General features: G+C 63.1%; 22 protein-coding genes and 2 riboswitches. Of the genes, 7 read left to right on the top strand and 15 right to left on the bottom strand.

Annotated features, from left to right (window positions below; all coding sequences use genetic code 11):
* Positions 1 to 126 precede the first annotated feature (126 nt).
* Positions 127 to 1116 (bottom strand): LLM class flavin-dependent oxidoreductase, encoded by a 990-nt coding sequence (locus BM408_RS18405; protein ID WP_092131678.1) that lies wholly within the window; start codon positions 1114 to 1116, stop codon positions 127 to 129.
* A gap of 97 nt (positions 1117 to 1213) precedes the next feature.
* On the opposite strand from BM408_RS18405, the gene BM408_RS18400 reads away from it, so the two are divergent.
* Positions 1214 to 2089, top strand: a complete 876-nt coding sequence (locus BM408_RS18400; protein ID WP_254774872.1) for an alpha/beta fold hydrolase — start codon at positions 1214 to 1216, stop codon at positions 2087 to 2089.
* 13 nt (positions 2090 to 2102) lie between these two features.
* Here BM408_RS18400 and BM408_RS18395 read toward each other — a convergent pair whose 3' ends face one another.
* On the bottom strand, positions 2103 to 2501 hold the full coding sequence (locus tag BM408_RS18395) for an FKBP-type peptidyl-prolyl cis-trans isomerase (RefSeq protein WP_371327031.1): 399 nt from the start codon (positions 2499 to 2501) through the stop codon (positions 2103 to 2105).
* Positions 2502 to 2567: 66 nt separating this feature from the next.
* Positions 2568 to 3665: a hypothetical protein gene (locus tag BM408_RS18390; protein ID WP_254774871.1), complete on the bottom strand. Its 1098-nt coding sequence runs from the start codon at positions 3663 to 3665 to the stop codon at positions 2568 to 2570.
* Between the two features lie 300 nt (positions 3666 to 3965).
* On the opposite strand from BM408_RS18390, the gene BM408_RS18385 reads away from it, so the two are divergent.
* The 3 genes from BM408_RS18385 to BM408_RS18375 all read left to right on the top strand — a co-directional run bounded on the left by BM408_RS18385 (position 3966) and on the right by BM408_RS18375 (position 6885).
* On the top strand, positions 3966 to 5192 hold the full coding sequence (locus BM408_RS18385) for a SorA family sulfite dehydrogenase catalytic subunit (protein ID WP_092131676.1): 1227 nt from the start codon (positions 3966 to 3968) through the stop codon (positions 5190 to 5192).
* Positions 5193 to 5201: 9 nt separating this feature from the next.
* Positions 5202 to 5858, top strand: a complete 657-nt coding sequence (locus BM408_RS18380) for a SorB family sulfite dehydrogenase c-type cytochrome subunit (RefSeq protein ID WP_092131674.1) — start codon at positions 5202 to 5204, stop codon at positions 5856 to 5858.
* A 256-nt stretch (positions 5859 to 6114) separates the two neighbouring features.
* Positions 6115 to 6885: a transglutaminase-like domain-containing protein gene (locus BM408_RS18375; RefSeq protein ID WP_092131673.1), complete on the top strand. Its 771-nt coding sequence runs from the start codon at positions 6115 to 6117 to the stop codon at positions 6883 to 6885.
* A gap of 12 nt (positions 6886 to 6897) precedes the next feature.
* Here the strand turns inward: BM408_RS18375 and BM408_RS18370 are convergent, their stop codons facing one another.
* From BM408_RS18370 to BM408_RS18315, 12 genes are all read right to left on the bottom strand, one after another.
* Complete coding sequence (locus BM408_RS18370) at positions 6898 to 7653, bottom strand: sulfite exporter TauE/SafE family protein (RefSeq protein ID WP_092131671.1); 756 nt, start codon at positions 7651 to 7653, stop codon at positions 6898 to 6900.
* A 1-nt stretch (position 7654) separates the two neighbouring features.
* Entirely contained in the window at positions 7655 to 10549 is a 2895-nt protein-coding gene (gcvP, locus tag BM408_RS18365) for an aminomethyl-transferring glycine dehydrogenase (RefSeq protein WP_092131670.1), read from the bottom strand.
* An 82-nt stretch (positions 10550 to 10631) separates the two neighbouring features.
* Positions 10632 to 10997 carry a glycine cleavage system protein GcvH gene (gene gcvH / locus BM408_RS18360; RefSeq protein WP_092131668.1) on the bottom strand — a complete coding sequence of 122 codons (366 nt, stop codon included), beginning with the start codon at positions 10995 to 10997 and terminating at the stop codon, positions 10632 to 10634.
* A 58-nt stretch (positions 10998 to 11055) separates the two neighbouring features.
* Entirely contained in the window at positions 11056 to 12249 is a 1194-nt protein-coding gene (gcvT, locus tag BM408_RS18355) for a glycine cleavage system aminomethyltransferase GcvT (protein WP_371327030.1), read from the bottom strand.
* A 2-nt stretch (positions 12250 to 12251) separates the two neighbouring features.
* Positions 12252 to 12355, bottom strand: a riboswitch (glycine riboswitch).
* 21 nt (positions 12356 to 12376) lie between these two features.
* Positions 12377 to 12491: riboswitch (glycine riboswitch) on the bottom strand.
* A gap of 47 nt (positions 12492 to 12538) precedes the next feature.
* Positions 12539 to 13108, bottom strand: a complete 570-nt coding sequence (locus tag BM408_RS18350) for a hypothetical protein (RefSeq protein WP_092131665.1) — start codon at positions 13106 to 13108, stop codon at positions 12539 to 12541.
* A 109-nt stretch (positions 13109 to 13217) separates the two neighbouring features.
* Positions 13218 to 14513 (bottom strand): TRAP transporter large permease, encoded by a 1296-nt coding sequence (locus BM408_RS18345; protein ID WP_092131664.1) that lies wholly within the window; start codon positions 14511 to 14513, stop codon positions 13218 to 13220.
* Positions 14510 to 15022 (bottom strand): TRAP transporter small permease, encoded by a 513-nt coding sequence (locus tag BM408_RS18340; RefSeq protein WP_092131662.1) that lies wholly within the window; start codon positions 15020 to 15022, stop codon positions 14510 to 14512. Before BM408_RS18340 ends, BM408_RS18345 begins: the two co-directional genes overlap by 4 nt.
* Positions 15023 to 15134: 112 nt before the next feature.
* Positions 15135 to 16103: a TRAP transporter substrate-binding protein gene (locus BM408_RS18335; RefSeq protein WP_092131661.1), complete on the bottom strand. Its 969-nt coding sequence runs from the start codon at positions 16101 to 16103 to the stop codon at positions 15135 to 15137.
* 67 nt (positions 16104 to 16170) lie between these two features.
* Positions 16171 to 17196: a D-erythronate dehydrogenase gene (gene denD / locus BM408_RS18330; RefSeq protein WP_092131659.1), complete on the bottom strand. Its 1026-nt coding sequence runs from the start codon at positions 17194 to 17196 to the stop codon at positions 16171 to 16173.
* Positions 17197 to 17275: 79 nt separating this feature from the next.
* Positions 17276 to 18574: a TAXI family TRAP transporter solute-binding subunit gene (locus tag BM408_RS18325; RefSeq protein WP_092131658.1), complete on the bottom strand. Its 1299-nt coding sequence runs from the start codon at positions 18572 to 18574 to the stop codon at positions 17276 to 17278.
* A gap of 4 nt (positions 18575 to 18578) precedes the next feature.
* Entirely contained in the window at positions 18579 to 19886 is a 1308-nt protein-coding gene (locus tag BM408_RS18320; RefSeq protein WP_092131656.1) for a TAXI family TRAP transporter solute-binding subunit, read from the bottom strand.
* Positions 19887 to 19981: 95 nt separating this feature from the next.
* A complete protein-coding gene (locus BM408_RS18315; RefSeq protein ID WP_254774870.1) occupies positions 19982 to 20971 on the bottom strand; it encodes an acyltransferase family protein in 990 nt (329 codons plus the stop codon).
* A 413-nt stretch (positions 20972 to 21384) separates the two neighbouring features.
* Here BM408_RS18315 and epsA point away from each other — a divergent pair, with 413 nt between their 5' ends.
* Genes epsA through epsL form a run of 3 tightly spaced genes read left to right on the top strand, consistent with a single transcriptional unit; the run spans position 21385 to position 24834 of the window.
* Positions 21385 to 22170, top strand: a complete 786-nt coding sequence (gene epsA / locus BM408_RS18310) for an XrtB/PEP-CTERM-associated transcriptional regulator EpsA (protein WP_092131653.1) — start codon at positions 21385 to 21387, stop codon at positions 22168 to 22170.
* Positions 22163 to 23599, top strand: a complete 1437-nt coding sequence (locus BM408_RS18305; protein ID WP_092131651.1) for an undecaprenyl-phosphate glucose phosphotransferase — start codon at positions 22163 to 22165, stop codon at positions 23597 to 23599. The genes epsA and BM408_RS18305 overlap by 8 nt, the downstream gene beginning before the upstream one ends.
* Before the next feature lie 32 nt (positions 23600 to 23631).
* Positions 23632 to 24834 (top strand): XrtB/PEP-CTERM-associated polysaccharide biosynthesis outer membrane protein EpsL, encoded by a 1203-nt coding sequence (gene epsL, locus BM408_RS18300; protein ID WP_092131650.1) that lies wholly within the window; start codon positions 23632 to 23634, stop codon positions 24832 to 24834.

The following is a 24834-nucleotide window of genomic DNA, read 5'->3' as shown; positions in this document are numbered from 1 at the left end:
CTTTGGTGACTTTCTTTTGGCGAAGCAAAAGAAAGTTACTGGCCGCCGGGCCACCCCCGGCCAGCAATCCTCAGAGGAGGGCGAGCCGTCGGAACAAGACCCGACCATCAGCCCTCAGCAAGAGACCTACAAACTATCCCTGACCCCAGCAACAATCTCCAACGACCTCCGCGCCACAGCCGGATCAAAAATATGCGTAGTCACAATCAACTCATCCGCCTGAGTCTCAGCAAGAAAAGCCCTTAACCCCTCCCGCACAGTGCCGGGCGCCCCAGCCACCGCATACCGCAACATCCGCTGCGCCCCAGCCTTCTCGGCAGGCGACCAATAAGCTTCGATATCGTCAATCGGCGGCGGCATGGGCCCGGGTGTCCCCCGCAGCAGGTTGGTCATTGCCTGTTGCACAGAAGTCTGCTGGTAGCGTGCTGCTTCATCCGTGTCGGCGGCCACCACATTGGCCGCCACCATGGCATAGGGCTTGTCAAGTTGCGCTGAGGGCTCAAACCGGTCGCGGTAGAGCTCAAGCGCCTGCATCAGCATGTCGGGCGCAAAGTGCGAGGCAAACGCAAAGGGCAGGCCCAGCGCGGCCGCCAGCTGGGCGCCGAAGAGGCTGGAGCCCAGTATCCACAGCGGCACTTTCAGGCCTGCGCCGGGGACTGCGCGGATTCTCTGGCCGGGCTCGACGTCTTCAAAGTAATAACGCAGCTCCTGCACGTCTTGCGGAAAGGTGTCGGCGTTGTTCTGGTGGTCGCGCCGCAGTGCACGGGCCGTCAGCTGGTCGGTGCCGGGTGCGCGGCCCAGGCCCAGGTCGATGCGGCCGGGGTAGAGCGACGCGAGCGTTCCGAACTGCTCGGCAATGACAAGCGGTGAGTGGTTGGGCAGCATCACACCGCCCGAGCCCACACGAATCGTTTGCGTGCCGCCGGCCACATGGCCTATCACTACGGCAGTCGCCGCGCTGGCGATGCCGGGGTTGTTATGGTGCTCGGCCAGCCAGAACCGCTTGAAGCCCAGCCGCTCGGCATGCTGGGCCAGCGCCAGGGTGTTGCGAAAGGCATCGGTGGCGGTCGCGCCCTTGACGATGGGCGATAGATCGAGGACTGAAAAAGGAATCATGGGGGTGTTCTAGGAGTGTGGCGTCCTGTTGCAGGGCGCGACGGGCCAGTTTAGGAGCTTCACGATGGCCGCACGGGTGGCAGGGTATAAAGCCGGGATGACAGATTTGGTCACCCCGCCATTGCCTTTTGAGGCGCAGTCCTTATTGCAGACAGCCAGCCGCTTTGAAACCCCCTGCGGCAGCGGCGCGATGGTCTGGCACACCTGGGGGCAGGCGGCGCGCCGGCCCGAACTCGCGCCGCTGGTGCTTTTGCATGGCGGCAGCGGCAGCTGGATGCACTGGCTGCGCAACATTCCGGCGCTGGTTGCATCGGGCCGCTGGGTGCTCGTGCCGGATCTTCCGGGTTTTGGCGATTCGGCTGTGCCGCCTGGCGGCAGTGATGCCGATGCGCTGCCTGAGCCCGTGGAGGCGGGCCTGAACATTTTGGTGGGCAAGGCTGCCTGCGACCTGGTGGGTTTTTCATTCGGCGGCATGGTGGCCGGCTTTATCGCCGAGCGCTTTGCGGCGCGGGCCGCGCGTGTGGTGCTGGTGGGCGCCCCGGGCCTGGGCGTGGCGCTTGAAAAGGCGATACGCCTGCGCGCCTGGCGGCATCTGGCCGATGCGGGTGAGCGTGATGCGATCCATCGCCACAACCTCGCCGCCCTGATGCTTTACCGCGAAGAGGCCATCACCGAACTGGCGCTGCGCCTTCACATCGCCAATGTAGTGCGTGACCGCATGAAAGGCCGAAGCCTGGCGCGCACCGATGCGCTGGCGCAGTCACTGGCGCGGCTGCGCTGCCCGGTGCATGCGATTTACGGCTGTGAAGATGCGCTATACCGCGGCAAGCTGGACTTGCTGCAGGCTGCGTTACAGAAAGCACCGGATTTCAGGGGCCTGGCCTTGATTGAAAACGCCGGCCACTGGGTGCAGTTTGAGCGGGCCGGCGCGTTTGATGCAGCGCTTATTGCTGCGCTGGACGCCGGCCTTTGATTTTTGTTACCGGTTATTGAATCGCCAGCAGCTCGATCTCAAAGGTCAGGGTTGCATTGGGCGGCACGACATTGCCGGCGCCGCGCTCACCATACGCGGTGGCAGGCGGGCAGGTCAGTGTGGCCTTGCCGCCTACCTTGATCTTTTGCACGCCTTCCGTCCAGCAGGGCACTACACGGTTCAGCGGAAAGGTGGCGGGTTCGCCGCGTTTGTAGGAGCTGTCAAATTCCTTGCCGTCGGCCAGGGTGCCGCGGTAGTGCACCTTCACCGTGTCGCTGGCTTTGGGCTGTGGGCCGGTGCCGTCGGCGGTGTGCACCACCTTGACGCCGTTGGGCAGCGTTTCGGCCGGGGCCACGGCAAGGGCGGCAGTAGAGACGGAAAGAGCGAGGAATGCGGCGGTCAGGGTTTTCATGGTCAGCATGGCTTTCATGGAAAGGGCAGGGAAGATGGGCAAATTATCACCCCACCCACCCGGGCATCAGCGCAAAAGGTCTTTGATGGAGCCAGGGCCCGGGCCGGGTGTCACCAGGGTGGGCCACTGGCGTGAGCCGAAGGGCACAACAGGCGGCAACACGGCGGCCATGTTGCGCTTGGCTGTCTCGGCAATGATGGCGTCGCGGGCGTCGCCGCCCATGAGTTCGTAGTCCATTAAATAGTAGTTGCCGAAGAAGAGCTTGCCCACCGAGCGGTCGGCAATGATGCGGGTGAGTGAGCCCAGCATGTCGGCCCGGGTGGTGGTGAAAGACATGGTCTCGACCAGGATCAGCCGGTCGTTGATGGCCTCGGCGCCGAAGAACTGGGCCAGCACGCTGAAGATCACATTGTTCTGCCGCGTCACGTAAATGCTGTTGCTCATGCCGTAGGTCTTGTTCCAGTCATTGCCCAGCAGGGCTTTCCATTCGGTGAGGACGTTCATCCAGTGGTTGACCTGCATCTGCGCGGCCCAGGTGACGTTTTGCGCGAGGTAGGGGGCCTGCTTCCTGGAGAAAGCTTCGAGGGTGCCGTAGCTGATGTTGCCGGTCTTGATGCACTCGTCCATGAAGGCGAGGTTGGCTTTCAGGATGATGTGGTTGTTCTCGCGCCAGGCTGGCGGCATGGCGGTGGCGTCAACGCTGTCCAGCGCCATTTGCATGCGGCCGCGAAAGGCCACCATGGCCGGCAGCCATGACTTGTCTTTGGGGTTGTCCAGGTAGGGGCCCACTACTTGCGCCAGCGCCATGGTGCTGTGGCCGACGGACTTGAGCAACTGGTAGGTGATAGGAACCGAAGGCGCTTCCAGCATGGGCTGGCCGGGCCGGTACAGCGTGAAAGCGCCGCCTGCGCCGGAGAACTGCGCCAGGATGACCGGATGGTTGGCCAGGATGTTCTGGCGAAAGACCGCAGCCGCATCGTCATACAGCTCAAACATGCTTTTGTTGAGCGTCAGCACATTGGCGGTTTCAATGGCGCCCGGCGCCGGCACAGGCGTGCCCACCAGGTTTTTCAGGTCTGCGGGAAGGTCGGCGGTGCGGGCCGGCAATGCCGTCAGCACGGTGGCCGAGGCAAGTACGAGTACGGTCAGCGTGCGGCGTGTCATGAAGGTGTTTGTGAAGATGCTTGTGAGGGTGCTTGTTGTTGTCATGGTTCCTCCGAGGGGCAAGGCGTGGGCGATTGAAGAGCGATTAAAGAGGGGCTCAGGGGCGATCCGGGGGTGTTTACGCCCAGGGCCCATTTGAACCCTCTTTACAGGGGCGCAAGAATACGGGCAAACCCCCGCTTGTGAAACCGATGCGCCCAGCGTTCGCCTTGCACGGCGGACGCGGGCTGACCTATCATGGGACGCCGCACATCGCCAGCCCTGCGGCAAATATGTATCCAGAAAAACAGAGGACGCCCCATGAACCATCGCGATGACCACGATGCCCGCAGGAGACAGTTTTTACAGCGCGCCGGCCTGGGGGCCGCAGCGCTGGGCGCCTTTCCGCTGGAGGGCTTTGCGGCGGGGCGTGAAACGCTTCCTTTCGGCAATGGTGAGCGCGAGCTGGTGACCTACCCGGGCAAGCGCCCGCTGTTGCGCGTGACCACACGGCCGCCGCACCTTGAAACGCCGTTCAGCGTGTTCAGCGAAGGCCCGATCACACCCAACAATGCTTTTTTTGTGCGCTACCACCTGGCCAACATTCCCAAGCGCATCGATGCCAACACCTACCGGCTTCGAGTGGGTGGGCATGTGAAGCAATCACTGTCGTTGTCACTCGCTGAGCTCAAGGCTCTGGCGGCGCCGGTCGAAGTGGTAGCCGTCAACCAGTGCTCGGGTAACAGCCGCGGGTTTTTTGAGCCGCGTGTGTTTGGTGCGCAGCTGGGCAACGGCTCCATGGGCAATGCGCGCTGGGTGGGTGTGCCGCTGCGGGCCGTGCTGGAGAAAGCCGGTGTGCTGCCCGGCGCCAAACAGGTCGCATTGAACGGCCTGGACACGCCGGTGCTGCCGCAGACACCGGACTTCATCAAGGCGCTCAACATCGACCTGGCGCTGAGCGCCGAGCCCATCGTGGCCTGGTCCATGAATGGCGCTGACATTCCTTTCCTCAATGGCTACCCGATCAAGCTCATCGTGCCGGGTTACTTCGGCACCTACTGGGTCAAGCACCTGAGCGAGATCGTGGTGATGGACCACAACTTCGACGGCTTCTTCATGTCAACGGCTTACCGCGTGCCCGACAACGCCTGCCAGTGCGTGCCGGCGGGCACCGCGCCCACGGCGACGCGGCCGCTTACGACGCTGCCGGTGCGTTCCTTCATCACCAGCGTGACGGCTGGTGCGCGCCTGCCCATGGGCAAGCCGGTGCACCTCAAGGGCATTGCCTTTGACGGCGGCAGCGGCATCCGCAAGGTCGAGGTGTCGGAAGACGGGCAGCAGTGGCGCGATGCCGTGCTGGGCAAAGACCTGGGGCGGTTTTCGTTCCGCGAATGGAGCTATGACATGACACCCCAGCGCAAGGGCGAGTTCAAGCTGATGGTGCGCGCCACCAATATGCAAGGCGATGTGCAGCCCGCCACTGCCAGCTGGAACCCGGGCGGCTATACGCGCAACGTTGTGGAAACCACGCGCCTGGTGGCGGTTTAGGAACTCGCCATGAAACTCCTCAATCTAACTGCCGCGCGTGTCCTGTCCGCAGCTGCCTTGGCCCTGAGTTGCGGCGCCGCGCTCGCGCAGGCGGTGCAGAGCGTGACCCTGCCGCTGGAAACCGCCAAACTCAAGCCCTCCAAGCTGGCCGGTTACCAGATCGCCATGCAAAAGTGCGGCATCTGCCATTCGGCCGACTACATCAGCCAGCAGCCGCCGGCCATGACGGCTGTGCAGTGGACCGCCGAGGTGCGCAAGATGGAGCATGCGTATGCCGCGCCGCTCAGCGACAGCGATGTGGCGCAGATCGGCGAATACCTGGCGGTGACTTACGGCGGCGCAAAGCCCACGCTGGGGCCGATAGCGGCTGCCAAGCCGGCGCCTGCTGCCGCTTCGCCAGGTGCGCCCGCTGCCGAGGTGGATGTGCAGGCCGTGCTCAAGGCCAATGCCTGTCTAGGCTGCCATGCCGTCGCGCAGAAGATCGTGGGGCCGGCTTATCACGACGTGGCCGTCAAATACAAAAACGACCCGCAGGCGCTGGCCAAGCTGGAGGCCAGCATACGCGGCGGCGGCTCGGGCAAATGGGGGCCTGTGGTGATGCCTCCGTTTGGCAACCTGAACCCGCAGGAGTTGAAGGCGCTTGCGGCTTTTGTGCTGAAGCAGTAGCTTCTTCACGCTCTCTTTCAGTGGGGAGGGAGAAATCAGTGAAATCAACACGGCTAAGGCAATGTTCTTACTTCCTCTACCCCTGAGGTAGCGTGACGGCAAGAACCTGCGACTTTTGAGTACGTAAGGTGCACATCCGGTGCCGTAGGTACTGCCGGCGAACCCGCATGCACATGGGCCGGGGTTGAACCAGAGTTTGTCTCAGTCCTGCTTCTGGCGTTACGATCCGCGAACGATTCACTCCGTGCCTGGTTCCATGGTGGCTCTTGCCGCACAACTCGATCCGCCGCGCCGGCTGCATAAAGGCGTCAGCGACCGGCCGCAGGACTGGCTTGGCACGACGCCATTGCTGGATCTTGACGACACCAAGCTGCGCCTGAAGGCTCGCGCGATTGTCCAGCTGTGCCGCACCGATCGCGACAAGGCGCTGGCCATCTACCGCTTCGTCAAGCGCCTGCCGTACACCAAGCGCGTCAAGCTGCAGTACCCGACGGCCCGCGACGTGCTTGAGGCGCGCGGAGGCGACGGCGACGACAAGGTCACGCTGCTGATCGCACTGATGCGCTCTGCCGGCATCCCGGCGCGTGTGCGCTACATGGAGATGCGAGGCGAGATGCTGCGCGGCCTGATCCCCCGGGCCACGCCGGCGGCGCGCCCGCTGGCGGAGTTCTGGCTGGGCCGCTGGGTGCGCACCGACACCTACATCTTTGATGCCGACTATGTGGCTGCTGCCCTTGAACGCCTGAAAGCGAACGGCTGGGAATGCGGCTGGGGCATCCACATCAATGCCCAGCTGCTGTGGGACGGGAAGAACGACGCCTTTCTCGGCGGTGCGCCTACCGACAAGGACCCCATGCTCACGCGGCTTCTGTGCGTAGTGAGTGACCCGCTGGAACTGGTGTCGGCATCCCTGGGGGGCAAGGGGCTGCGTTACCGCCGGTCACTGCGGGCCTTGCAATGGAATGCGCTGGCGCCCACCATGATGCGGGCCATTCGTGAGCTGCGGGCCGGCTCCCGTTTCTATTGACCGGTTTGCGGCCTAGCCCGTCCGCCGCAGCAACTCCGGCACCGATGACACCAGCATCGCCACACCAGAACAGGTCAGCAGGCTCAGCACCAGCCTGCGAAAAGCCAGGTCACTGATGCCCGTGTAAACCCGCCCGCCCAGCCAGGCGCAAATGAGCGCGGCAGGCGCCACGATGGCCAGCATGGGCAGCGTCTCGCGTGTGACCAGGCCCGCAGCGTCATAGCTGGCCATGGTGACGGTCAGCACGGCCAGGTTGAAGTTCTGGATGACGGCGCGCTGGGCGCTTTTTTCGTAGCCCCGCAGGGTGCACCACAGTGTGGGAATCACGCCGCTGAAGCCACCCAGGGCGCCCATGAAACCGCCAGCGACGCCTATCGTGCCGTCGGCTACGCGGCCTCCATGGTGAATGCGTGGAAGCTTGCCCGAAAAAAGCATGGCCGGGCACCACACCGCCAGCAGCACGCCGAGAAACAGCTTGAACAGCTGGACATCCAGCCGCGGCAGCAGCAGCAAACCCAGCGGCAGCCCAAGCAGGCCGCCGGCCAGAAATGGAAGCAGGCGCTTCCAGTCCGTCGTGCGGCTGACCGTGAAGGCCGCCATGACCTGGCCCACCAGCCCACCGAACACGGCCATGACAGCCGCCAGCTTCGGGTCAATCGACCAGGCCCAGAAGGACATGGCGACAAGGCTGAAGCCAAAGCCCGACAGGCCCTGGACAAAACCCGCCGCCGCCGCGCCCGCGACGATCAGGATGATCTGGGCGTCCAACTCAGGCGTAGTCACTCACGGGTACGCAGCTGCAGAACAGGTTGCGGTCACCGTAGACGTTGTCGACGCGGCCCACCGGCGGCCAGTACTTGACCTGCTTGAGTGAGGCCAGCGGGAAGGCGCCGGTCTCGCGCGAATAGGGGCGGTCCCAATCGGCGCCCATCAGGCTGGCCGCGGTGTGCGGCGCATGCTTGAGCGGGTTGTTGTCTTGCGGCCATTGGCCGGCCTCGACTTTGCGGATCTCTTCGCGGATGGCGATCATCGCGTCGATAAAGCGGTCCAGCTCGGCCAGGGTTTCGCTTTCGGTCGGCTCGACCATCAGCGTGCCGGGCACGGGGAAGCTCAAGGTCGGTGCATGAAAGCCGTAGTCCATCAGGCGCTTGGCCACGTCTTCGGCGGTGACGCCGCTGCTGTCTTTCAGCGGGCGCAGGTCAAGAATGCATTCATGCGCGACATGGCCGTTCTCGCTGGCGTACAGCGTCGGGAAGTGGTCCTTTAGCCGCGAGCTGATGTAGTTGGCGCTCAGGATGGCGACTTCGGTGGCCTGCGTGAGCCCTTCGGGCCCCATCATGCGGCAGTACATCCAGCTGATGGGCAGCACCGCGGCATTGCCCAGGGGCGCAGCCGAAACGGCGCCCACGCCGTTGCCGGGAATGCCCGCCGTGGCATGGCCGGGCAGGTAGGGCACGAGGTCGGCCACCACACACACAGGGCCCACGCCCGGGCCGCCGCCGCCATGCGGAATGCAGAAGGTTTTGTGCAGGTTCAGGTGGCTCACGTCGCCGCCGAACTCGCCCGGCGCGGCCACGCCCACCAGGGCATTCATGTTGGCGCCGTCCACGTAGACACGGCCGCCGTGGCTGTGCACCATGGCGCAGAGTTCTTTGACCTGTGTTTCAAACACGCCGTGCGTGCTGGGGTAGGTGATCATCACGCAGGCCAGGTTGGCGCTGTGCTGCTCGCACTTGGCTTTGAGGTCGGCCATGTCGACATTGCCGCGTGCGTCGCAGGCGGTCACGACCACGCTCATGCCCACCATCTGCGCGCTGGCCGGGTTGGTACCGTGGGCCGACGAAGGAATCAGGCAGATATTACGGTGGCCCTGGCCCTTGGCCTCGTGGAAGGCCTTGATGGCCAGCAGGCCGGCGTACTCGCCTTGTGAACCGGCATTGGGCTGCAGGCTGATGCCGGCATAGCCCGTGGCCTGGCACAGCCAGTCGCGCAACTGCTTGTCGAGCTCGGCATAGCCCTGCAGCTGCTCGGCAGGCGCAAAGGGGTGGATGTTGGCGAACTCGGGCCAGGTGATGGGAATCATCTCGCTGGTCGCGTTGAGCTTCATGGTGCAACTGCCCAGCGGGATCATGCTGCGGTCCAGGGCCAGGTCCTTGTCGCTGAGCATGCGGATGTAGCGCAACATGCCGGTTTCGGAGTGGTGGGTATTGAAAACCGGGTGCGACAGGAAGGCCGAGGTGCGGCGCAGGTCGGCGGGGATCAGCGACTCAATCCCTTTTTCGAAAGCGCTCACCACGGGCACCGTCTGGCCGGGCTTGGCGAAGAAAGACCAGAGCAGTTCGATGTCTTTGCGGCTGGTGGTTTCGTCCAGTGACACGCCCAGGTGGTTGTTCAGGCGAAACCGCAGGTTGGCCCCGGCCGCGCGGGCTTTTTCGGCGATCGAATGGGTCGCGTCGCCGGTTCTGACCGTCACGGAGTCAAAAGCGCCCGTGTTGGTGATGTCATAGCCCAGTTCCTGCAGGCCGCGCACAAAGATGGCGGTGTATGCGGCCACACGTTCGGCAATACGCTTGAGGCCTTGCGGGCCGTGGTAGACGGCGTACATGCTGGCGATCACGGCGGGCAGCACCTGCGCGGTGCAGATATTGGAGGTGGCCTTTTCGCGGCGGATGTGTTGTTCGCGGGTTTGCAGTGCGAGGCGGTAGGTCGGGTTGCCGTGGCTGTCGATAGTGACGCCCACCAGGCGGCCGGGCAGCGAGCGCTTGAATTCATCGCGGCAGGCAAGGTAAGCCGCGTGCGGCCCACCGTTGCCCATGGGCATGCCAAAGCGCTGGGTGTTGCCCAGCACGATGTCGGCGTCCCATTCGCCGGGCGGGGTTAGCAGCGTGAGCGCCAGCAGGTCGGCGGCCACGCACAGGGCCGCGCCGTCGACATGCGCCTGGCCGGCCAGCGGGCGCAGGTCATGGATGCTGCCGGTGGTGGCCGGGTACTGCGCCAGCACACCGAAGTAATTGCCTTCAGCCATCAGCTGCGGCACCGTGACGGCCGCCGTGCTGACCTTGATTTCGATGCCCAGCGGCTTGGCGCGGGTCTGGATCACTTCAATGGTTTGCGGATGGCAGTCACCCGCCACGATGAACACATTGCTTTTGCTTTTCACGCTGCGCTTGGCCAGGGTCATGGCTTCGGCGGCAGCGGTGGCTTCGTCGAGCATCGACGCATTGGCAATCGGCATGCCGGTCAGGTCGCAGACCATGGTCTGGAAGTTGATCAGCGCTTCCATGCGGCCTTGCGAGATCTCTGCCTGGTAGGGTGTGTAAGCGGTGTACCAGGCGGGGTTCTCGAGGATGTTGCGCAGGATCACGCCCGGCGTGTAGGTGCCGTAATAGCCCTGGCCGATGAAGTTCTTGAACACCTGGTTCTTGGCTGCAATCGCCTTGAGCTGCTTGAGCGCGGCGGCCTCGGTGACGGGCGCCGGGATGGCCATGGGCGTGCTGCGGGCAATCGAGCGCGGAACGATGCCTTCCACCAGTGCGCGGCGCGAAGCCGAGCCCACGATGCTGAGCATGTGGACTTCATCGGCCTCGTCAATGCCGATATGGCGGGCGATGAATTCAGAAGGGTTTTCAAGATCGCCCAGGGGCTTGGCGGATTGCATCAACATGTCGGGTCCCGTGTCTTGCGTTGCGGCAAGAAGAAGTCAAAAAAAGAGGCGGTAAAAATCAGGCAGAAGCTCAGGCAGAAACTCAAGCAGCAAAGGCGGTGTAACGGGTCTCGTCCATCAGCGCATCCAGCTGCGAAGGATCGGACAGCTTGATCTTGAAGAACCAGCCGGCGCCCAGCGGGTCGCTGTTGGCCAGCGAAGGGTCGGCTTTCAGCGCTTCATTGATTTCAGTCACTTCACCGCTGACAGGCATGTACACATCGGCGGCGGCCTTGACGGACTCGACCACACCGGCGGTTTCTTTCTGGGCGAAGGTGGCGCCCACAGCGGGCAGGTCCACAAACACCACATCGCCCAGCGCGTCCTGCGCATGCACGGTGATGCCGACGGTGGCGATGTTGCCTTCAATCTTGAGCCATTCGTGGTCTTCGGTGTATTTGACGGTCATGAGGTTCTCCAGGGGTTGAGTGAGCAGAAACTAAAAAAGATAAAAACGAAAAAGGGGCTTAACCGCGGTAGTAGCGGGCGGGAACAAAGGGCATGGCCGCCACTTCCATGGGCACGGCCTTGCCGCGCACCATCGCGTTCACGCGCGTGCCCAGTGCGGCAAATTCAGGTTTGACATAGCCCATGGCCACCGGCTGGTTGATCGTGGGGCCCAGCAGGCCGCTAGTGACTTCACCGATCACCGCGCCATCGGTGCTTTGCAGCTCGGTGTGGTCGCGTACGGGCACGCGCTCCAGCGCCACCAGGCCGACGCGCTTGCGGGTCAGCAGGGCGGGGTCGGCCAGTTGCGCCAGGATTTTGTCCGCGCCGAGGAAACCGCCGGCACGCGCGCCGCCGGTGCGGCGAATCTTTTGCATGGCCCAGTTGAGGTTGGCTTCCACCGGCGTGGTGGTGGTGTCGATGTCGTTGCCGTAGAGGCATAAGCCCGCTTCCAGGCGCAGCGAATTGCGTGCGCCCAGGCCGATGGGCTTGACCTCGGGTTGGGCGAGCAGCGCGCGCGCCAGCGTGTCGGCCTGTGAAGCTGGCACTGAAATTTCAAAACCGTCTTCTCCGGTGTAACCGCTGCGGGTGATAAAGCAGTCGCAGCCGGCCACGGTGAACTGTCCGCCGGTCATGAACACCAGCTTTTCCACGCCCGGGGCCAGCCGCTGCAGAGCAGTCACGGCTTGGGGGCCTTGCAGCGCCATCAGCGCCATCTCGGGCATGGGGATGACCTGGCAGCGCGAGCCGATCCTGGCCTGGATGTGCGCGATGTCGCCCACCTTGCAGGCGCCGTTGACGATGACAAACAGGTCACCGCCGTTGGCATAGTCGCGGTTGAAGAACATCAGGTCGTCGATGATGCCGCCCTCGTCATTGAGCAGCAGGCCGTAGCGCTGCTTGCCGGCGGGCAGGTCGATCACGTCGACCGGTATCAGCGATTCGAGCGCGGCAGCGGCATCAGCGCCCACCAGGCGCAACTGGCCCATGTGGGACACATCAAAAAGGCCGGCGGCCTGGCGCGTATGCAGGTGTTCCGCCATCAGGCCCGCGGGGTATTGCACCGGCATGGAATAGCCCGCGAAAGGCACCATGCGCGCGCCTAGCTCCACATGCAGGTCATGCAAGGGCGTTTTCAGCAGGGTTTCGGGGGCGGCGGAAGAGGTGGACGAATCGGACAAGGCATTCTCCAGGGGGCAAACAGGTAAAACCATCAGTTGCCCCTGCTGTCCACTTTACCTGAGAGATTCACCCGGCGATGCGGGTTTGCTCCTTCGGTGGGCTGCCCGTGAAAGGCGGCCTCTCTCCAGTAGGGAACGCCTTGCCGCGTGGTGCGCCGCAGGGCGGTTGCCAGTCCTTTTGCCTGAGCGTTCAGTCCTGCCCAAGGGACTGCCCCTGGGGTGTACGTGCGCCTTCGGCGGTTTTCGCGAGGAAAACTCTCTCCTGACCCGGGAAGTGTAACGGAAGCAGGTGCTGCGGCCTGCCTGAGTCGTCAGCCCGTTCTCAGGCGGGCTGGTGCTGCGGCAGCAGCATGGCGATGCGCTCGCTGATGGAGTCGGCGCGTTCGTGGCCTGCGATCTTTTCGATTTCCTCGATCATTTCGCGCGAGGCGGTGAGCATGGTCTCGCGGTCCTTGGCGTTGCGCAGCGCTTCGCGAAAACGCTCGGCCATTTCCGGGTTGCGCCGCGCAAACATGCGTTCGCAGATATCAAAGAGGAACATCCGGGTCGTGGCGAGCGAGCGCTTGCCCTCAAACTGGTCGGCCGAGACCTGAATGGCTTGCGTCGTTTCCGGGCTGGGGAATTCTTTCAGCTGGGCGGGCGTGATTTTCGGAGCGGGTACGGGGGCAGGCGCCGCGGCGGGCGCAGCTATTTTGCCGGGATGCGCCTCCAGAAATCCCTCGCGCAACAGGCGCATCGCAATGGCCTCGCCATCGCCGTCAAACAGCGGCCGGAAGTCCTGGGCGGATTTGCTGCCGTCGGCCATCAGCAGCAAGGTGCGCTCGCGCTGGCCTAGCGTTCTCACGCCAGGCTTGAGCTCGGCGCGGGCACGGTCGGTTTTGTGGAGCTGCATGGGGGTTTTCAGGGGGATGAAAACCTTAGCATCCCCCTTGCAGATGACAACGGCGTGAAACCCCGCGCAATTGCGGGGGTTCTGTGAGGCCCGGTGTGCCAGCCGCCTGTTATTTGATAAAGCCCAGCGCGTGCGGCAGCCAGGTGCTCAGCGCCGGCATGAAAGTGAGCAACAACAACACAGCGCCATGCGCCCACAGGAAGGGAACCAGCTCCTTGACCAGCGGCCCCATGGGCACCCGTGACACGTTGGACGTGACAAACAACAAGCCACCGACCGGCGGCGTGATCATGCCCAGCGTGAGGTTGTAAATAACGATCATGGCGAAATGCACCGGGTCAATGCCCAGCTTGACGGCCACCGGCGCCAGGATAGGCGCCAGCACCATCACGCCCGGCAGGGGCTCAATGAAGATGCCGAACAGCAGCAAAAAGATGTTCACAAAGATCAGGAACATCCAGGGTGAGAGCTGCATGCTCACAATCCAGTCGGCCATCATTTGCGGCAGGCCTTCAATCGTCAGAATCCAGGCGAAAGAGGCCGAGAGGCCGATGATGATCAGCACCGAGGCCGTCAGCAGCGCCGAGCGCGCAAGGATGTCGGGCAGGGCCTTCCATTCCAGCGTGCGATAGAGGAACTTGCCGCAAATCAGGGCATAAAACACGGCCACCACCGAGGCTTCGGTCGGCGTGAACCAGCCGGCCCGCATGCCGCCGAGGATGAGCACCGGCAGCAGCAGGGCCGGGATTGCTTTCCAGGTGGTGCGCCAGACTTCCGGCCAGGGCGGCATGCCGCCGTCGCCGCGGTAGTTGCGCTGTTTTGAAATGTAGAAGTTGACGATGCACATCGCCACGGCAATCAGGATGCCCGGTATCAGGCCCGCGATGAACAGCGCACCCACAGAGACGCTGTCGTCCTGCAGGGCATAGATGATCATGATGATGGACGGCGGAATGATGGGGCCCACGATGGCGGTGGACGCGGTGAGCGCCGCCGCGTAAGACCTGTCGTAGCCGGCCTTGTCCATCATGCGGATCAACATCGAGCCCGGGCCGGCCGCATCCGCCAGCGCCGAGCCGGAGATGCCCGAGAAGAAGGTCAGCGACACCACATTGGTGTAGCCCAGGCCGCCGCGGCGATGGCCCACAAACTGCCCGGCGAAGCGCAGCAGGACTTCCGTGAGTGAGCCGCCGCTCATCAATTCAGCGGCCAGGATGAAGAAGGGCACGGCCATCAGCGGAAAGCTGTCGATACCGGTAAAGGTTTCTTTCAGCAGCACGAACAGCGGATAGTTCTCCGCCAGGATCAGCGTGATGACGGTGGCCAGGCCCAGCGCAAAAGCCACCGGCACGCCGATGGCCAGCAAAACGCAGGCGGCAATGATGAGGAGCAGGCTGGCGCTCATAGCGAGGCACTCGCGGTGGCGTCAAAGTGCGCATCGGCGGCGAATTTACGCTCCAGCACGTACTCGCGCACGATGAGCGCCCAGTGCACGATCAGCAGCAGGCCGCCCACCGGCATGGCTGCATAGATATAGGCAAAGGGAATCTGCGTGGCCGCGGTCAGCTGGAACATGGTGCGGCCCATGTAAAGCCAGCCATACCAGACCATAAAGCCGAAGAAGGCGAACAGCAGCACGGCGACAAAAGCGCGTATGGCCACCGCAAACGAGCGGGGCAGGGCGTCCTGCAGGTTCTCGATGGCGATGTGGCCGCCGTAGCGCAGCACCGGCCCGGCGCCCAGAAAGGTCAGCCAGATCATCATGTGCCGCGAGACTTCCTCGGCCCACTCAATCGACTGGTTGGTCAGGTAGCGCAGCGCCACGTTGACAAAGATGATGACGGCCATGGCGGCCAGCAGCAGGATGAGGGCCCAGCGGTTGACGCCGAGGAAATAACGTTCGAAGGTCTTCACTGTTGTTCTCTATTGTTCAGCCGGGTGGTGCTGCACTGCAACGCCTCCGCGGCTGAGGCCTTCCAAAAAAAATGCCGCCCGGTAATGAGCCGGGCGGCTGATACCTGGACGTTTAGCGAACGTCCTGAATCTTCTTGATGTTGTCGGCGCCGAACTCCTTGGCATAGCTGGCGTAGGCCGGCTTGAGCGCGTCGCGGAAGGCATTGCCGTCTACCGTCTTGGTGACTTTCATGCCTTCTTTTTCGAGCTGGGCGATGCCGCTGTTCTCGTCGTCGTTGACCTTCTTGCGCTGGGCGGCGCCGGCTTTTTTGGCGGCTTCCAGGAAGACCTTCTTGTCGGCGTCATTCAACTTGTCCCAGGTCCGGGGTGACATCAGCAGAAGGGCGGGTGAATACACATGGCCGGTCAATGACAGGTGTTTTTGCACCTGCGAAAACTTGGATGCCAGGATCACGGGGATGGGATTTTCCTGGCCGTCCACGGTGCCTTGCTGCAACGCGCCGAACAGTTCCGGAAAGGCCATAGGTGTGGGCAGGATGCCGAAGGTGCGGTAGCCGTCCATGTGCACCTTGTTTTCCATGGTGCGCATTTTCAAGCCGGCGGCATCGCTGGGCTTGACGATGTCGCGCTTGCTGTTGGTCATGTGGCGGAAACCGTTCTCCGTCCAGCCCAGCGCGATGATGCCCTTGCTCGGGAATTTGGTCAGGATGTCCTGGCCGATAGGGCCGTCCATGACCTTGCGGGCGTGGTCGTAGTCGCGAAAGAGGAAGGGAATATCGACGATCTTGACCTCGGGCACAAAGTTGCCCACGGGGCCTGTGGATGTGTTGACCAGGTCCTGCGTGCCCAGTTGCACGGCCTCGATCTGCTCGCGTTCGCCGCCCAGCGCCGAATTGGCGAAGTGCTGGCATTTGTAGCGGCCTTGTGTGCCTTTTTCAACCTCGTCGCAGAACACGGTAGAGCCCACGCCGTAATGTGATTCCTTGTTGGTGGCGTAGCCGATCTTGAGGATGGTTTGCGCCTGCACTGTCACGAACCCCAGGCCTAAAGCCATGCCGACCAGCAATTTCGAAATTTTCATGTTGTCTCCAAAATAATCGTTGTTCAGAAAAATCCGCGACTACGGCGCGAAGCCGTATGCACACCTATTATTGCGTTGCAGCCGAAGGAGCGGTGCGCGGGTTTTCGCTTAAATACGCCGCAATGATGCTGTCAAAGTCCTTGTCGGGCAACAGGCCCAGTGCCCGCGCGCGCGCCGCATCAATGGCTGCGGGCCAGCTGGTCACTATCCTGGCGATGGCGGGGTCTGGCGTCCAGTCAATCAGGCCGGCCGTCTCCTTACCGGCCAAACGTTCAAGCGCTGAAGCCATTTCACGCACCGTGGTTTTCAGGGCGGGCAGGTTGATGGCTGTGCGCGCACCCCAATCGGCATCGCCGGCTTCGGCCGCGCGTATCAAGCCCTCGATGGTTCGTGCAGGGGAAGCCAGGGCCACCGCCGTTTCGGGTGGCACCGGGCATGCAGCCCGCACACCCGCCAGCGGCTCGCGGATCATGCCGCTCAAAAAGCTGGACGCCGCGCCATTGGGTTTGCCCGGCCGCACGCTGACCGTCATCAGCCGCACATTGCGCCCGCGTATAAAACCTTTGCGCGCATAGTCGGCCACCAGCTGCTCGCCGATGAATTTCTGGATGCCGTAGCTGTTTTGCGGTGTGGGCAGCGTCCTGTCGTCAATCACCGGCGGCAGGGGCTGTGCGGGTGAGTTGCCGAACACCGCGAGGGAACTGGCAAACACCACCGTGGGCGAGGTGCCAAGTGTGCGGCAGGCTTGCAGCAGTGCGCGCGTGGCGTCGACGTTGCTGCGCATGCCGAGGTCGAAGTCGGCTTCGCATTCGCCGCTGACGGCTGCGGCCAGGTGAAATACAAGGCTGTCATTGGCGCGCACGACCTGCGTAGATGGATCGTTTCTTTCCAGGAGCTGGTTGAGGTCACCGACCACGGCGCGCACCCTTGAATCCGCTGTCAGCGCTGCCGACGGTGCAACCCGGTCGACCAGCGTCACAGTCTGGATGGTTTGGGGCGTGCCGCCTGCAAGAGAAAGCTGCCCCTGCTCAAGAAGCTGGCGGGCCAGCCGTGCGCCCAGGAAACCGGCGCCGCCGGTGATGACGATGTTCATGTGTCTGTTGTCTCCGATCTGTGTTTTGGGTCACTCAGGCTCGCTCTGCGGCGCGCAACACAGTTTAGTGGGAACGGCGCTAGCGCGCCCTGAGCTTGAGCAGCCGGTCGCGCGCAGAGGCCAGGTGTTCGCGCAAGGTGTACCAGCGCTGGGAGAACTCATCAGGCAAGTCCAGCGCCACCACCTGCCGCTCGATGTTGTCCAGCCGCTCCAGCAGGCGGCGCAGCGCCAGCGGGTTGTCGGCGGCCACTTCATCCATCTCGGTTTCCAGAAACTTCAGGTCGCCGTAAAAATGGTGCAGGGCCGAGCTGATGCGCCAGTCAAACAGCTTGGGAATCCACGCCAGCAAGACAAGGGCGATGGCGAGAATCGGCAGCACTGCATAGAGGATCAGCTCCGCATACTGCGCCGTGCGGTAAGGCAGCAGGGTCTCCATCCACGGGCGCGCGCCCAGGCTGTAGGCGCGGGCTGTGGGTGAGAGCGGAAAGTCGCTGCCCCTGAAGCTGGGGAACTGGCCGTGGCGCTGCAGGAAGTTGGGTATCTCGTGGATCTCGATGGCGGCTTCCAGCAAGGCGCGTTGCAGTGCGGGGTGTGTGTCCGGCCGCACCAGCAGGTGGGTTTGCAGGCTCATCAGCGTGAGGTCCTTGGGCGGGATGTCGCCGCGCAATTCAATCGCGCCCTGCGGCAGCAGCAGGGGCTGAAGGTGCGGGTCCTGAGCGGCCAGCGCGCCGGCGTGTTCGGTGCCCAGCAGCTGGATGCCGCTGCTTCGGGTCAGCAACTGCACGGCCTGCGAATCTTCACCAGCAGCCTGGAACACCAGGTCGACCTTGCCGTCGATCAAGGCATTGGCGGCCGCAACGCCGGTGGCGTTGTCAAACTGAACGTCCGCAAGCCGGACGCCAGCATGTTCGAGCATCAGCCTGGCAGCAATGAAAGACGACGACGAAGCCGGCCCGGCGGCGATGCGCTGGCCTTTGGCTTGCGCCAGCGACATCGGACCGCCGGTGGTCGAGAAAACCCATACCGGCTCCTGGCCCACCACGGCCAGGGCCTGCACCCTGGTCTGCGCATTGGCATAAATGCCGTGGGCAAAACCGATGCTGGTGGGGTCTCCCGGGCGCGTGAGCCGCTCGAGCGAGCCTTTTTGCGTGTCTGAATAGACGATCTCGGCGCGCACGCCTATGCGCTCTAGCTGCTCGGCATAACGCTGGGCGAGCATGGAATAGCCGCCCTGCGGCGAGCCAGCGCCAATCACGGTTTCAGTGGGCGGCAGCACCTTCCATTGCGTGGCGGACCACCACAGGGCAAAGGCCGTGCACAGCAGCACCGGCAGGTAAAACAGCCACCAGCGCCGGCGATAAAGCAGCAGCAGCTTCATCGCGCTATCGCCCCCTCATCCGGTAAAGCCGCTGGCGCACAAACTCAATGTGCTGGTGCAGCGTGTAGCAGCGCGCCATCAGGTCGCGCGGTGTGGCAAAGGCCATCATGGCTTTGTCGATGCCGTTCAGGCGAAGCAGGAAGCGCGTCAGGTCCAGGCCCGAGAGCGATTCCTGGTTCAGGTCGTTTTCAATGAACTTGAGTTCGCCGTACCAGCGGTTGACCCGGCTTTCCAGCACCCAGCGCAGGTAGGCCGGTATCAGCTGCATCAGCCACAGGGCCAGCAGCACCACCGGCAGCACGATAAGCAAAATGCGTTCGGCAACCTGCGCCCACCAAAAGGGCAGCAACCGCTCCAGCCAGGGCAGGCCGTGCGTCAGGGTTTCACGTGCCTGCGGCGCGGTCGGGAAGTCGATGCGCCGCAGTGAAGGGAAATCACCCGCGCGGTGAAAAAGTCCTCCGCCCGCATGAACCTCCATCGCCACGGCAATGGCCAGCCGCTTGAGGGCGGGGTGCAGGTCCTCACGCGCCACCAGGCTGGCCGTGGTGGTCAGCAGCGTGATGTCGCGCGGCGGAATCCGCGCATCCAGCGTGCCCTGCGCCAGCAGGCGGGACTCGAGGTAAGGGTTGCGTTCGGTGATGGCGGCGGACTTGCGGATGTTGGCCAGGTGTATGCCCGGCAGGATCAGCATGTTCTGCACCACAAAGGACTCAGGCGCCGCGACGAGAAACACCACATCGACCGTGTTTTGCCGCAAGGCTTGAACGGCCGGGCTGCTGGTCAGTGGCGAGAGTGTCAGGTCCTTGGGCTCGATCCGGGCCTGCTCCAGCAGCTTGAGCGCCACCTTGCGGGTGCCGCTGCCTTCGGGGCCGATCGCCACACGCAGCCCCTGTAACTGGTTGAGCGAGTCGATCTCGCGGCCGCGGGTGAAGACCCACAGGGGTTCCACGTCCACATTGACCAGTGTTTCGACGCGGCTGCGGTCGCGCCTTTCCAGCGAGCTGCCGAGGTAACCAAAGCCGCCCTGCATGAGCGCCAGGTCCGAAGGGTTGACGCCCTGGCGCAGGCGTTCAAGATTTTCCTGTGAGCCGGCGGAGGTCTTGATGTCCAGCGTGATGCCGTGGGCCGCGAATTTTTCGGCGTAGCGCTGCGCGTGAAGGTAGTAGGCGCCGTCGGCCCCCGCAGTGGTGATGGTCAGGTGCGCCGGCGGCATCGGCCACGCGAACAGCCACAGACCCGTGGCCGTGGCGGCGGCTGCAAGGACCATGGGAAACCGGATCCAGAGCCATTTGCGTTGGTATAACTTCGCCATGCGCACAGGGTGTCGTCCTGTAAAAGGTTGTACCTTTATAACGCATGGGTGTTACTCCCGTCAGGAGGGGTAACGTGAACGGTTATGGCGACTTCTCAGGCCGGTGCTGTTGTGGCCTTGGGTTTGGGCGCGGTCACGCCCAGCAGCCACAGATTGAGCCCCGCGTGCCGGCTGATCAGCAAAGCCGAGATGATGGGCCCGATGAGGCCCGCAGCAAGACCCATCACGAGCAACACATAAGTGTCCGTCACACCGATCTTCTTCAGCAGGATGCGGCTTGCCGCGGTGAAGAAGACATGCAGCAGATAAATTGCGAACGACCAGGAGCCCACGTAGGCGAGGTGGCGTGAGCTCCAGCCGCTGCGCAAAAGCAAAAATGCGCTGCAGACACCCAGCCCGAGCGCGGCGATGGAGTTGCCCTGTTCGGAGTACTGCGGAAACAGCATGGCCACCGTGGCGGCGCAGATGAAGACAGCCGCTGCTGCGCCGCGCGCCGCCGGGCCGGTGATCTCAAAGCGCTTGCAGGCCAGGCCCGCCAGAAAGAAGGGCAGCAGGTACACCGCGCCCTGTGCCGCAAAGTAATTCGGTGGGCTGAAGTAATCAAAGAGCACAGCGCACAAGGCCCAGGTCAGTGCGAAGCCCGCCGGCGTAGACAGCGCCTTCAGGTGCTCCAGCAGGATGACGACCAGGAAGACGATGAACAGGGCCTCGAGAAACCAGAAGTGCCCCACCGGCACGATGTGCAGCAGCCACCACTGGTTGACCGTGCTGTTGGCGCCGGGCGTAAAAGCCTGGACGACCGCAAAAATGGTGCCCACCGTGATCAGCGGCAACAAGAGCCGGCGAACCTTGCCTTTGACAAAACCCGGCGCATTGCCCTGGTAGGGGCGAAAGCCGTAGACATACCCGGAGATAAAGGAAAAGAGCGGCATGCGTATGTACGCAAGCGCTTCATTAAAAACCTGTACCCAATGGCCTTCCGGGATCTTCAGGCCGACGGCGGGTGTGTCTCCCACCACATGAAACAGAACCAGCAAGACGCACGCAATGCCCCTCAACGTATCCACTTCAAGATTGCGTTTCATTTTCTGGCCGGTCATCGGATGCGGGTTCCTCTCTTCATGCTGCGTTGATTCCCGAGCGTGTGACTTGTGTGACTTGAATGCACGGGCGTGTGTGAATGAACAGTCAATGCTCAAAGCGTAATCAAGTAGCGCGCCACCTTCAGGTCAAAAAAAAGCAAACTGTTGCAAGCGGTATCGCTTTGCGCGACATCCAACATCAAGCGCACAGCTGTTACGTTGTTGCAACGAATGCGCCTCCCGTTTGTCAAATGAATCAATCGGGAAAACCCTAAACTCAAGTTCATCTCCTACATCAACCTTCTCGCTTGGCGCATGGCGTCACCCGATGACTTGTTCGATCCTCAATCAGCTGTTTCCGCAGCGCCGTCACCTGGCGAATCCGCGGGACAAACACAGGGAAGTGACATCCAGACATGAAGTTACAGACTCCGCTTTCAGGCGAAGATTCAGCGCGCTATGCAGCGCTGGTAGAACAGGGCACGGCCATCACGCGGCATGCCGAGCTGCTCGAATGGCTGCAGGGCGATATCCAGCGATGCCTGCCGCACGACATCCTGCTGGCGGGCTGGGGCAATTTCCAGGAAGGCGCCATCCAGCATGACGTCGTCTCCAGGCTGCCGGGTGCACGTTCTTATGCGGCGGGCACCGACAGCCTGCCGTTTCTCCTCGCAAAGTTCTACGACCGCTGGCTTTCCGCTGACAGGCAGCCCTGCCGCCTGGACTTTGCTGAATTCGACTACCTGCTGGGCCAGGCGAGTTTGCCCGGCTCCTTTAGCAGCAGCCTTCGCGGCATGCGTTCGGTGTTGATCCACGGCCTGCACGACACAAGGGCGCAGCAGGAATGTGTCTATGTCTTGATGGGTGAGAACGACATTCCCGCCGAGCCGGCGTTCACAGCCATCCGCATGCTCATGCCCAGCATGGACGCCGCCTTGCGGCAGATGGCGCCCTTGCCGCAACAGCGCCGCCAGGCCGCTTTGCCCGTGCGCGCTGTCGATGATGCCTCCGGCCTGAGCGAGCGCGAAACCCAGATCATGGCCTGGGTGGCCATGGGTAAAACCAATTCAGAGATAGGCGCGATCCTGTGCATCAGCGGCTTCACCGTGAAGAACCACATGCAGCGCATCTTCCAGAAGCTCAATGTGTTCAACCGCGCGCAGGCGGTTTCCAAAGTCACGAGGGTTGGCATCTATGGCTGAAGCAAACCAACTCAGCTCCGCCTCCGCCTGGCTTAACCAGCGCGAACCCCGCGCCATGGGGCTGGGCCGCAGCCATCTGTTCACCGCGGTTGAAGCCGGGCTTGATCCGCTGGTGCTGGTGTTCTCTTTGTGGGCGCTGGCTTTTTACTATGAAGGCGCGGTGCGGCCCGCATACCTCATCCTGTCGGTCATCGTGTTTTCATTGACCTTTCCGGGCAGCGCCCAGCTTCGCCTGCCGGTCTGGAAAGTGCTCTTCAAGATCGCCTTTCACTGGATCTGGATCGCCGGCCTGTTGCTGCTGACGGGTTATGTGACGGAGTACTTCCACAAATTCTCCATGGCTGTTCTGGTCCACTGGCTGTGGGTGGCGCCTCTGGCCCAAATCGGTGCGCACCTGGCGCTCAGGGCGGCGGCGCCGCAGTTGCTGAAGCTGCAGGGGCCGCCGCGCGGCGCGGTGATCGTCGGCATGAACGAGCAGGGCGTGTCCCTGGCCGGGCATATCGCCGGTTCGGCCTACTCGGGCATTGACCTGAAAGGTTTTTTTGACGACCGCGGCGAAGAACGCCGCACGGCGCAGGATGGTCAAGACGGCCACCGGCTGGTCGGCAAGATTGACGACCTGCCGGCTTACGTCAAGCAGCACCGCATCCAGTTCATTTACCTGTCGCTGCCCATGGCCTCCCGGCCGCGCATCCTGCAGGTATTGGATGGGCTCAAGGACACCACGGCCTCGATTTATTTTGTGCCCGACATGTTCATCACCGACCTGATCCAGGGCCGCAGCGACACGGTGTGCGGCGTCACGGTGATCTCGGTGTGCGACACGCCGTTCCGAGGCGTCAACGGCGTGCTCAAACGCGCCAGCGACATTGTGCTGTCCTTGCTGATCCTGATGCTGATCCTGCCGGTGATGGCGGTGATTGCGCTCATGGTCAAGCTGGACTCGCCCGGCCCCATCATCTTCAAGCAGCGCCGCTATGGCCTGGATGGTGAGGAAATCCTGGTCTACAAATTCCGCTCCATGGCCGTCACCGAAGACGGCGGCACCATCCGCCAGGCCAGCAAAAACGACATGCGTGTAACCCGCCTGGGCGCCATCCTGCGCAAGACCTCGCTCGACGAGCTGCCGCAATTTTTTAATGTGCTGCAGGGCCGCATGAGCATCGTCGGCCCACGCCCGCACGCGGTGGCCCACAACGAGATGTACCGCTCGCTCATCAAGGGCTACATGGTGCGCCACAAGGTCAGGCCCGGCATCACCGGCTGGGCGCAGGTCAACGGCCAGCGCGGCGAAACCGACACGCTGGACAAGATGCAGTCACGCATCGACTGCGACCTGGACTACCTGCGCAACTGGTCGCTGCAGCTTGATTTTTTCATCATCCTGAAAACCATCCGCCTGGTGTTCAAGGACGGTGCGGCTTACTAAATAACCAGTAAACAGAAAACGGAGGACCGCTTTTGAGCTCCCATCGCACGCTTCTTCCAGTTCCGCTGCTTGTATTGAGCCTGTTCCCCCTGGCCGTGCACGCCGACGAGCTCGACACCCTGCAGTTCAGGGCGGGCCAAAGCTTTATGCACGACAGCAACGTCTTCCGGCTGTCGGACAGCGCCAACGCGCAGGCGGTGATCGGAACGCCTGACCGCGATGACACCGTGGCCGTGACGACCGCAGGCTTCAAGATCAACAAGCCCTATGGCCTGCAGCGGTTTGAATTCGACGCCAACATTGAAGACCACCGCTACAGCCGGTTTTCCTACCTGGACTTCACAGCCGTGAACTATGCCGCCGCCTGGCGCTGGAGCTTCACGCCGGCATTGCACGGCAACCTGACGACGGACAGGCGCGAGTTTGTGGACACCTATGCCGACGTGCAGGGCACGGGGCAGATCAACCGCCGGACCAACCGCTCCACCATTTTTGACGCGGAATACGAGCTTGACGGTACATGGCGCCTGGTGGGCGGCCTGTTCGAGCGCACCAGCGCCAACAGCCAGCCCAACACCTTCGAGGGCGACTCCAAAGTCCACGGCGCCGAGGGCGGCGTGCGTTATGTCTACCCGTCCGGCACGTCGATGGCTTACCGCTTGAGGGAAGGCAAGGGCGAATACCCGGGCCGCTTCCTGTCGCCGGTGTTCGCCGGCAACTTCACCGACCGCGAGCATGAGTTCCGCTTTGACTGGGCGCCCAGCGCCAAGACCACACTGCGGGCCAAGGTGGCGCATTTCGACCGTTCGCATGACGGGCTGGGCGCGCGCGATTTCTCCGGCGTGACCGGCCAGCTGGATGCAGCCTGGGCCATCACGCCCAAGACCAGCCTGGCCGGCGGCGTGGTGCGCGAGCTGGGCAGCTACCAGACCACCACCGCCAGCTACTACGAGGGCTGGCGCTTCTTTGTGGCCCCGACCTGGAAGGCCACTGAAAAAACGGCCGTGCGCCTGCGCTACGACCACGGCGCGCGCGACTTCAAGGGCCCGCTGCCGGGCTTTGCCGCCAGCGGCCGCCGCGACACCACCAACCTGCTGTCGCTGGCCGTTGAATGGCAGGCGATGCGCGCGCTCAAGCTGAGCGCCACCGTGCAGAGCGACAGGCGCAAGTCCAACGAGCCGGGCTTTGACTACAAGAGCAACACCTTTGGCGTGGCCGCCGATGCGAGCTTTTGA

It is taken from the genome of Polaromonas sp. YR568 (genome assembly GCF_900116715.1).
Taxonomy (GTDB): domain Bacteria; phylum Pseudomonadota; class Gammaproteobacteria; order Burkholderiales; family Burkholderiaceae_C; genus Polaromonas.
The sequence above is the reverse complement of the archived record's forward strand: the minus strand, read 5'-3'. Positions and strand labels throughout refer to the sequence as shown.

Bases quoted from the DNA above. Each gene is read 5' to 3' on its own strand.
- BM408_RS18320 (WP_092131656.1), bottom strand. From the start codon at position 19,886: ATGGCGAAGTTATACCAACGCAAATGGCTCTGGATCCGGTTTCCCATG.
- BM408_RS18305 (WP_092131651.1), top strand. From the start codon at position 22,163: ATGGCTGAAGCAAACCAACTCAGCTCCGCCTCCGCCTGGCTTAACCAG.
- BM408_RS18390 (WP_254774871.1), bottom strand. From the start codon at position 3,665: ATGACACGCCGCACGCTGACCGTACTCGTACTTGCCTCGGCCACCGTG.
- epsA (WP_092131653.1), top strand. From the start codon at position 21,385: ATGAAGTTACAGACTCCGCTTTCAGGCGAAGATTCAGCGCGCTATGCA.
- denD (WP_092131659.1), bottom strand. From the start codon at position 17,196: ATGAACATCGTCATCACCGGCGGCGCCGGTTTCCTGGGCGCACGGCTG.
- gcvT (WP_371327030.1), bottom strand. From the start codon at position 12,249: ATGGTTTTACCTGTTTGCCCCCTGGAGAATGCCTTGTCCGATTCGTCC.
- BM408_RS18380 (WP_092131674.1), top strand. From the start codon at position 5,202: ATGAAACTCCTCAATCTAACTGCCGCGCGTGTCCTGTCCGCAGCTGCC.
- BM408_RS18395 (WP_371327031.1), bottom strand. From the start codon at position 2,501: ATGAAAACCCTGACCGCCGCATTCCTCGCTCTTTCCGTCTCTACTGCC.
- BM408_RS18405 (WP_092131678.1), bottom strand. From the start codon at position 1,116: ATGATTCCTTTTTCAGTCCTCGATCTATCGCCCATCGTCAAGGGCGCG.
- BM408_RS18325 (WP_092131658.1), bottom strand. From the start codon at position 18,574: ATGAAGCTGCTGCTGCTTTATCGCCGGCGCTGGTGGCTGTTTTACCTG.
- gcvP (WP_092131670.1), bottom strand. From the start codon at position 10,549: ATGTTGATGCAATCCGCCAAGCCCCTGGGCGATCTTGAAAACCCTTCT.
- gcvH (WP_092131668.1), bottom strand. From the start codon at position 10,997: ATGACCGTCAAATACACCGAAGACCACGAATGGCTCAAGATTGAAGGC.
- BM408_RS18335 (WP_092131661.1), bottom strand. From the start codon at position 16,103: ATGAAAATTTCGAAATTGCTGGTCGGCATGGCTTTAGGCCTGGGGTTC.
- BM408_RS18400 (WP_254774872.1), top strand. From the start codon at position 1,214: ATGACAGATTTGGTCACCCCGCCATTGCCTTTTGAGGCGCAGTCCTTA.
- BM408_RS18350 (WP_092131665.1), bottom strand. From the start codon at position 13,108: ATGCAGCTCCACAAAACCGACCGTGCCCGCGCCGAGCTCAAGCCTGGC.
- BM408_RS18315 (WP_254774870.1), bottom strand. From the start codon at position 20,971: ATGAAACGCAATCTTGAAGTGGATACGTTGAGGGGCATTGCGTGCGTC.
- BM408_RS18385 (WP_092131676.1), top strand. From the start codon at position 3,966: ATGAACCATCGCGATGACCACGATGCCCGCAGGAGACAGTTTTTACAG.
- BM408_RS18375 (WP_092131673.1), top strand. From the start codon at position 6,115: ATGGTGGCTCTTGCCGCACAACTCGATCCGCCGCGCCGGCTGCATAAA.
- BM408_RS18345 (WP_092131664.1), bottom strand. From the start codon at position 14,513: ATGAGCGCCAGCCTGCTCCTCATCATTGCCGCCTGCGTTTTGCTGGCC.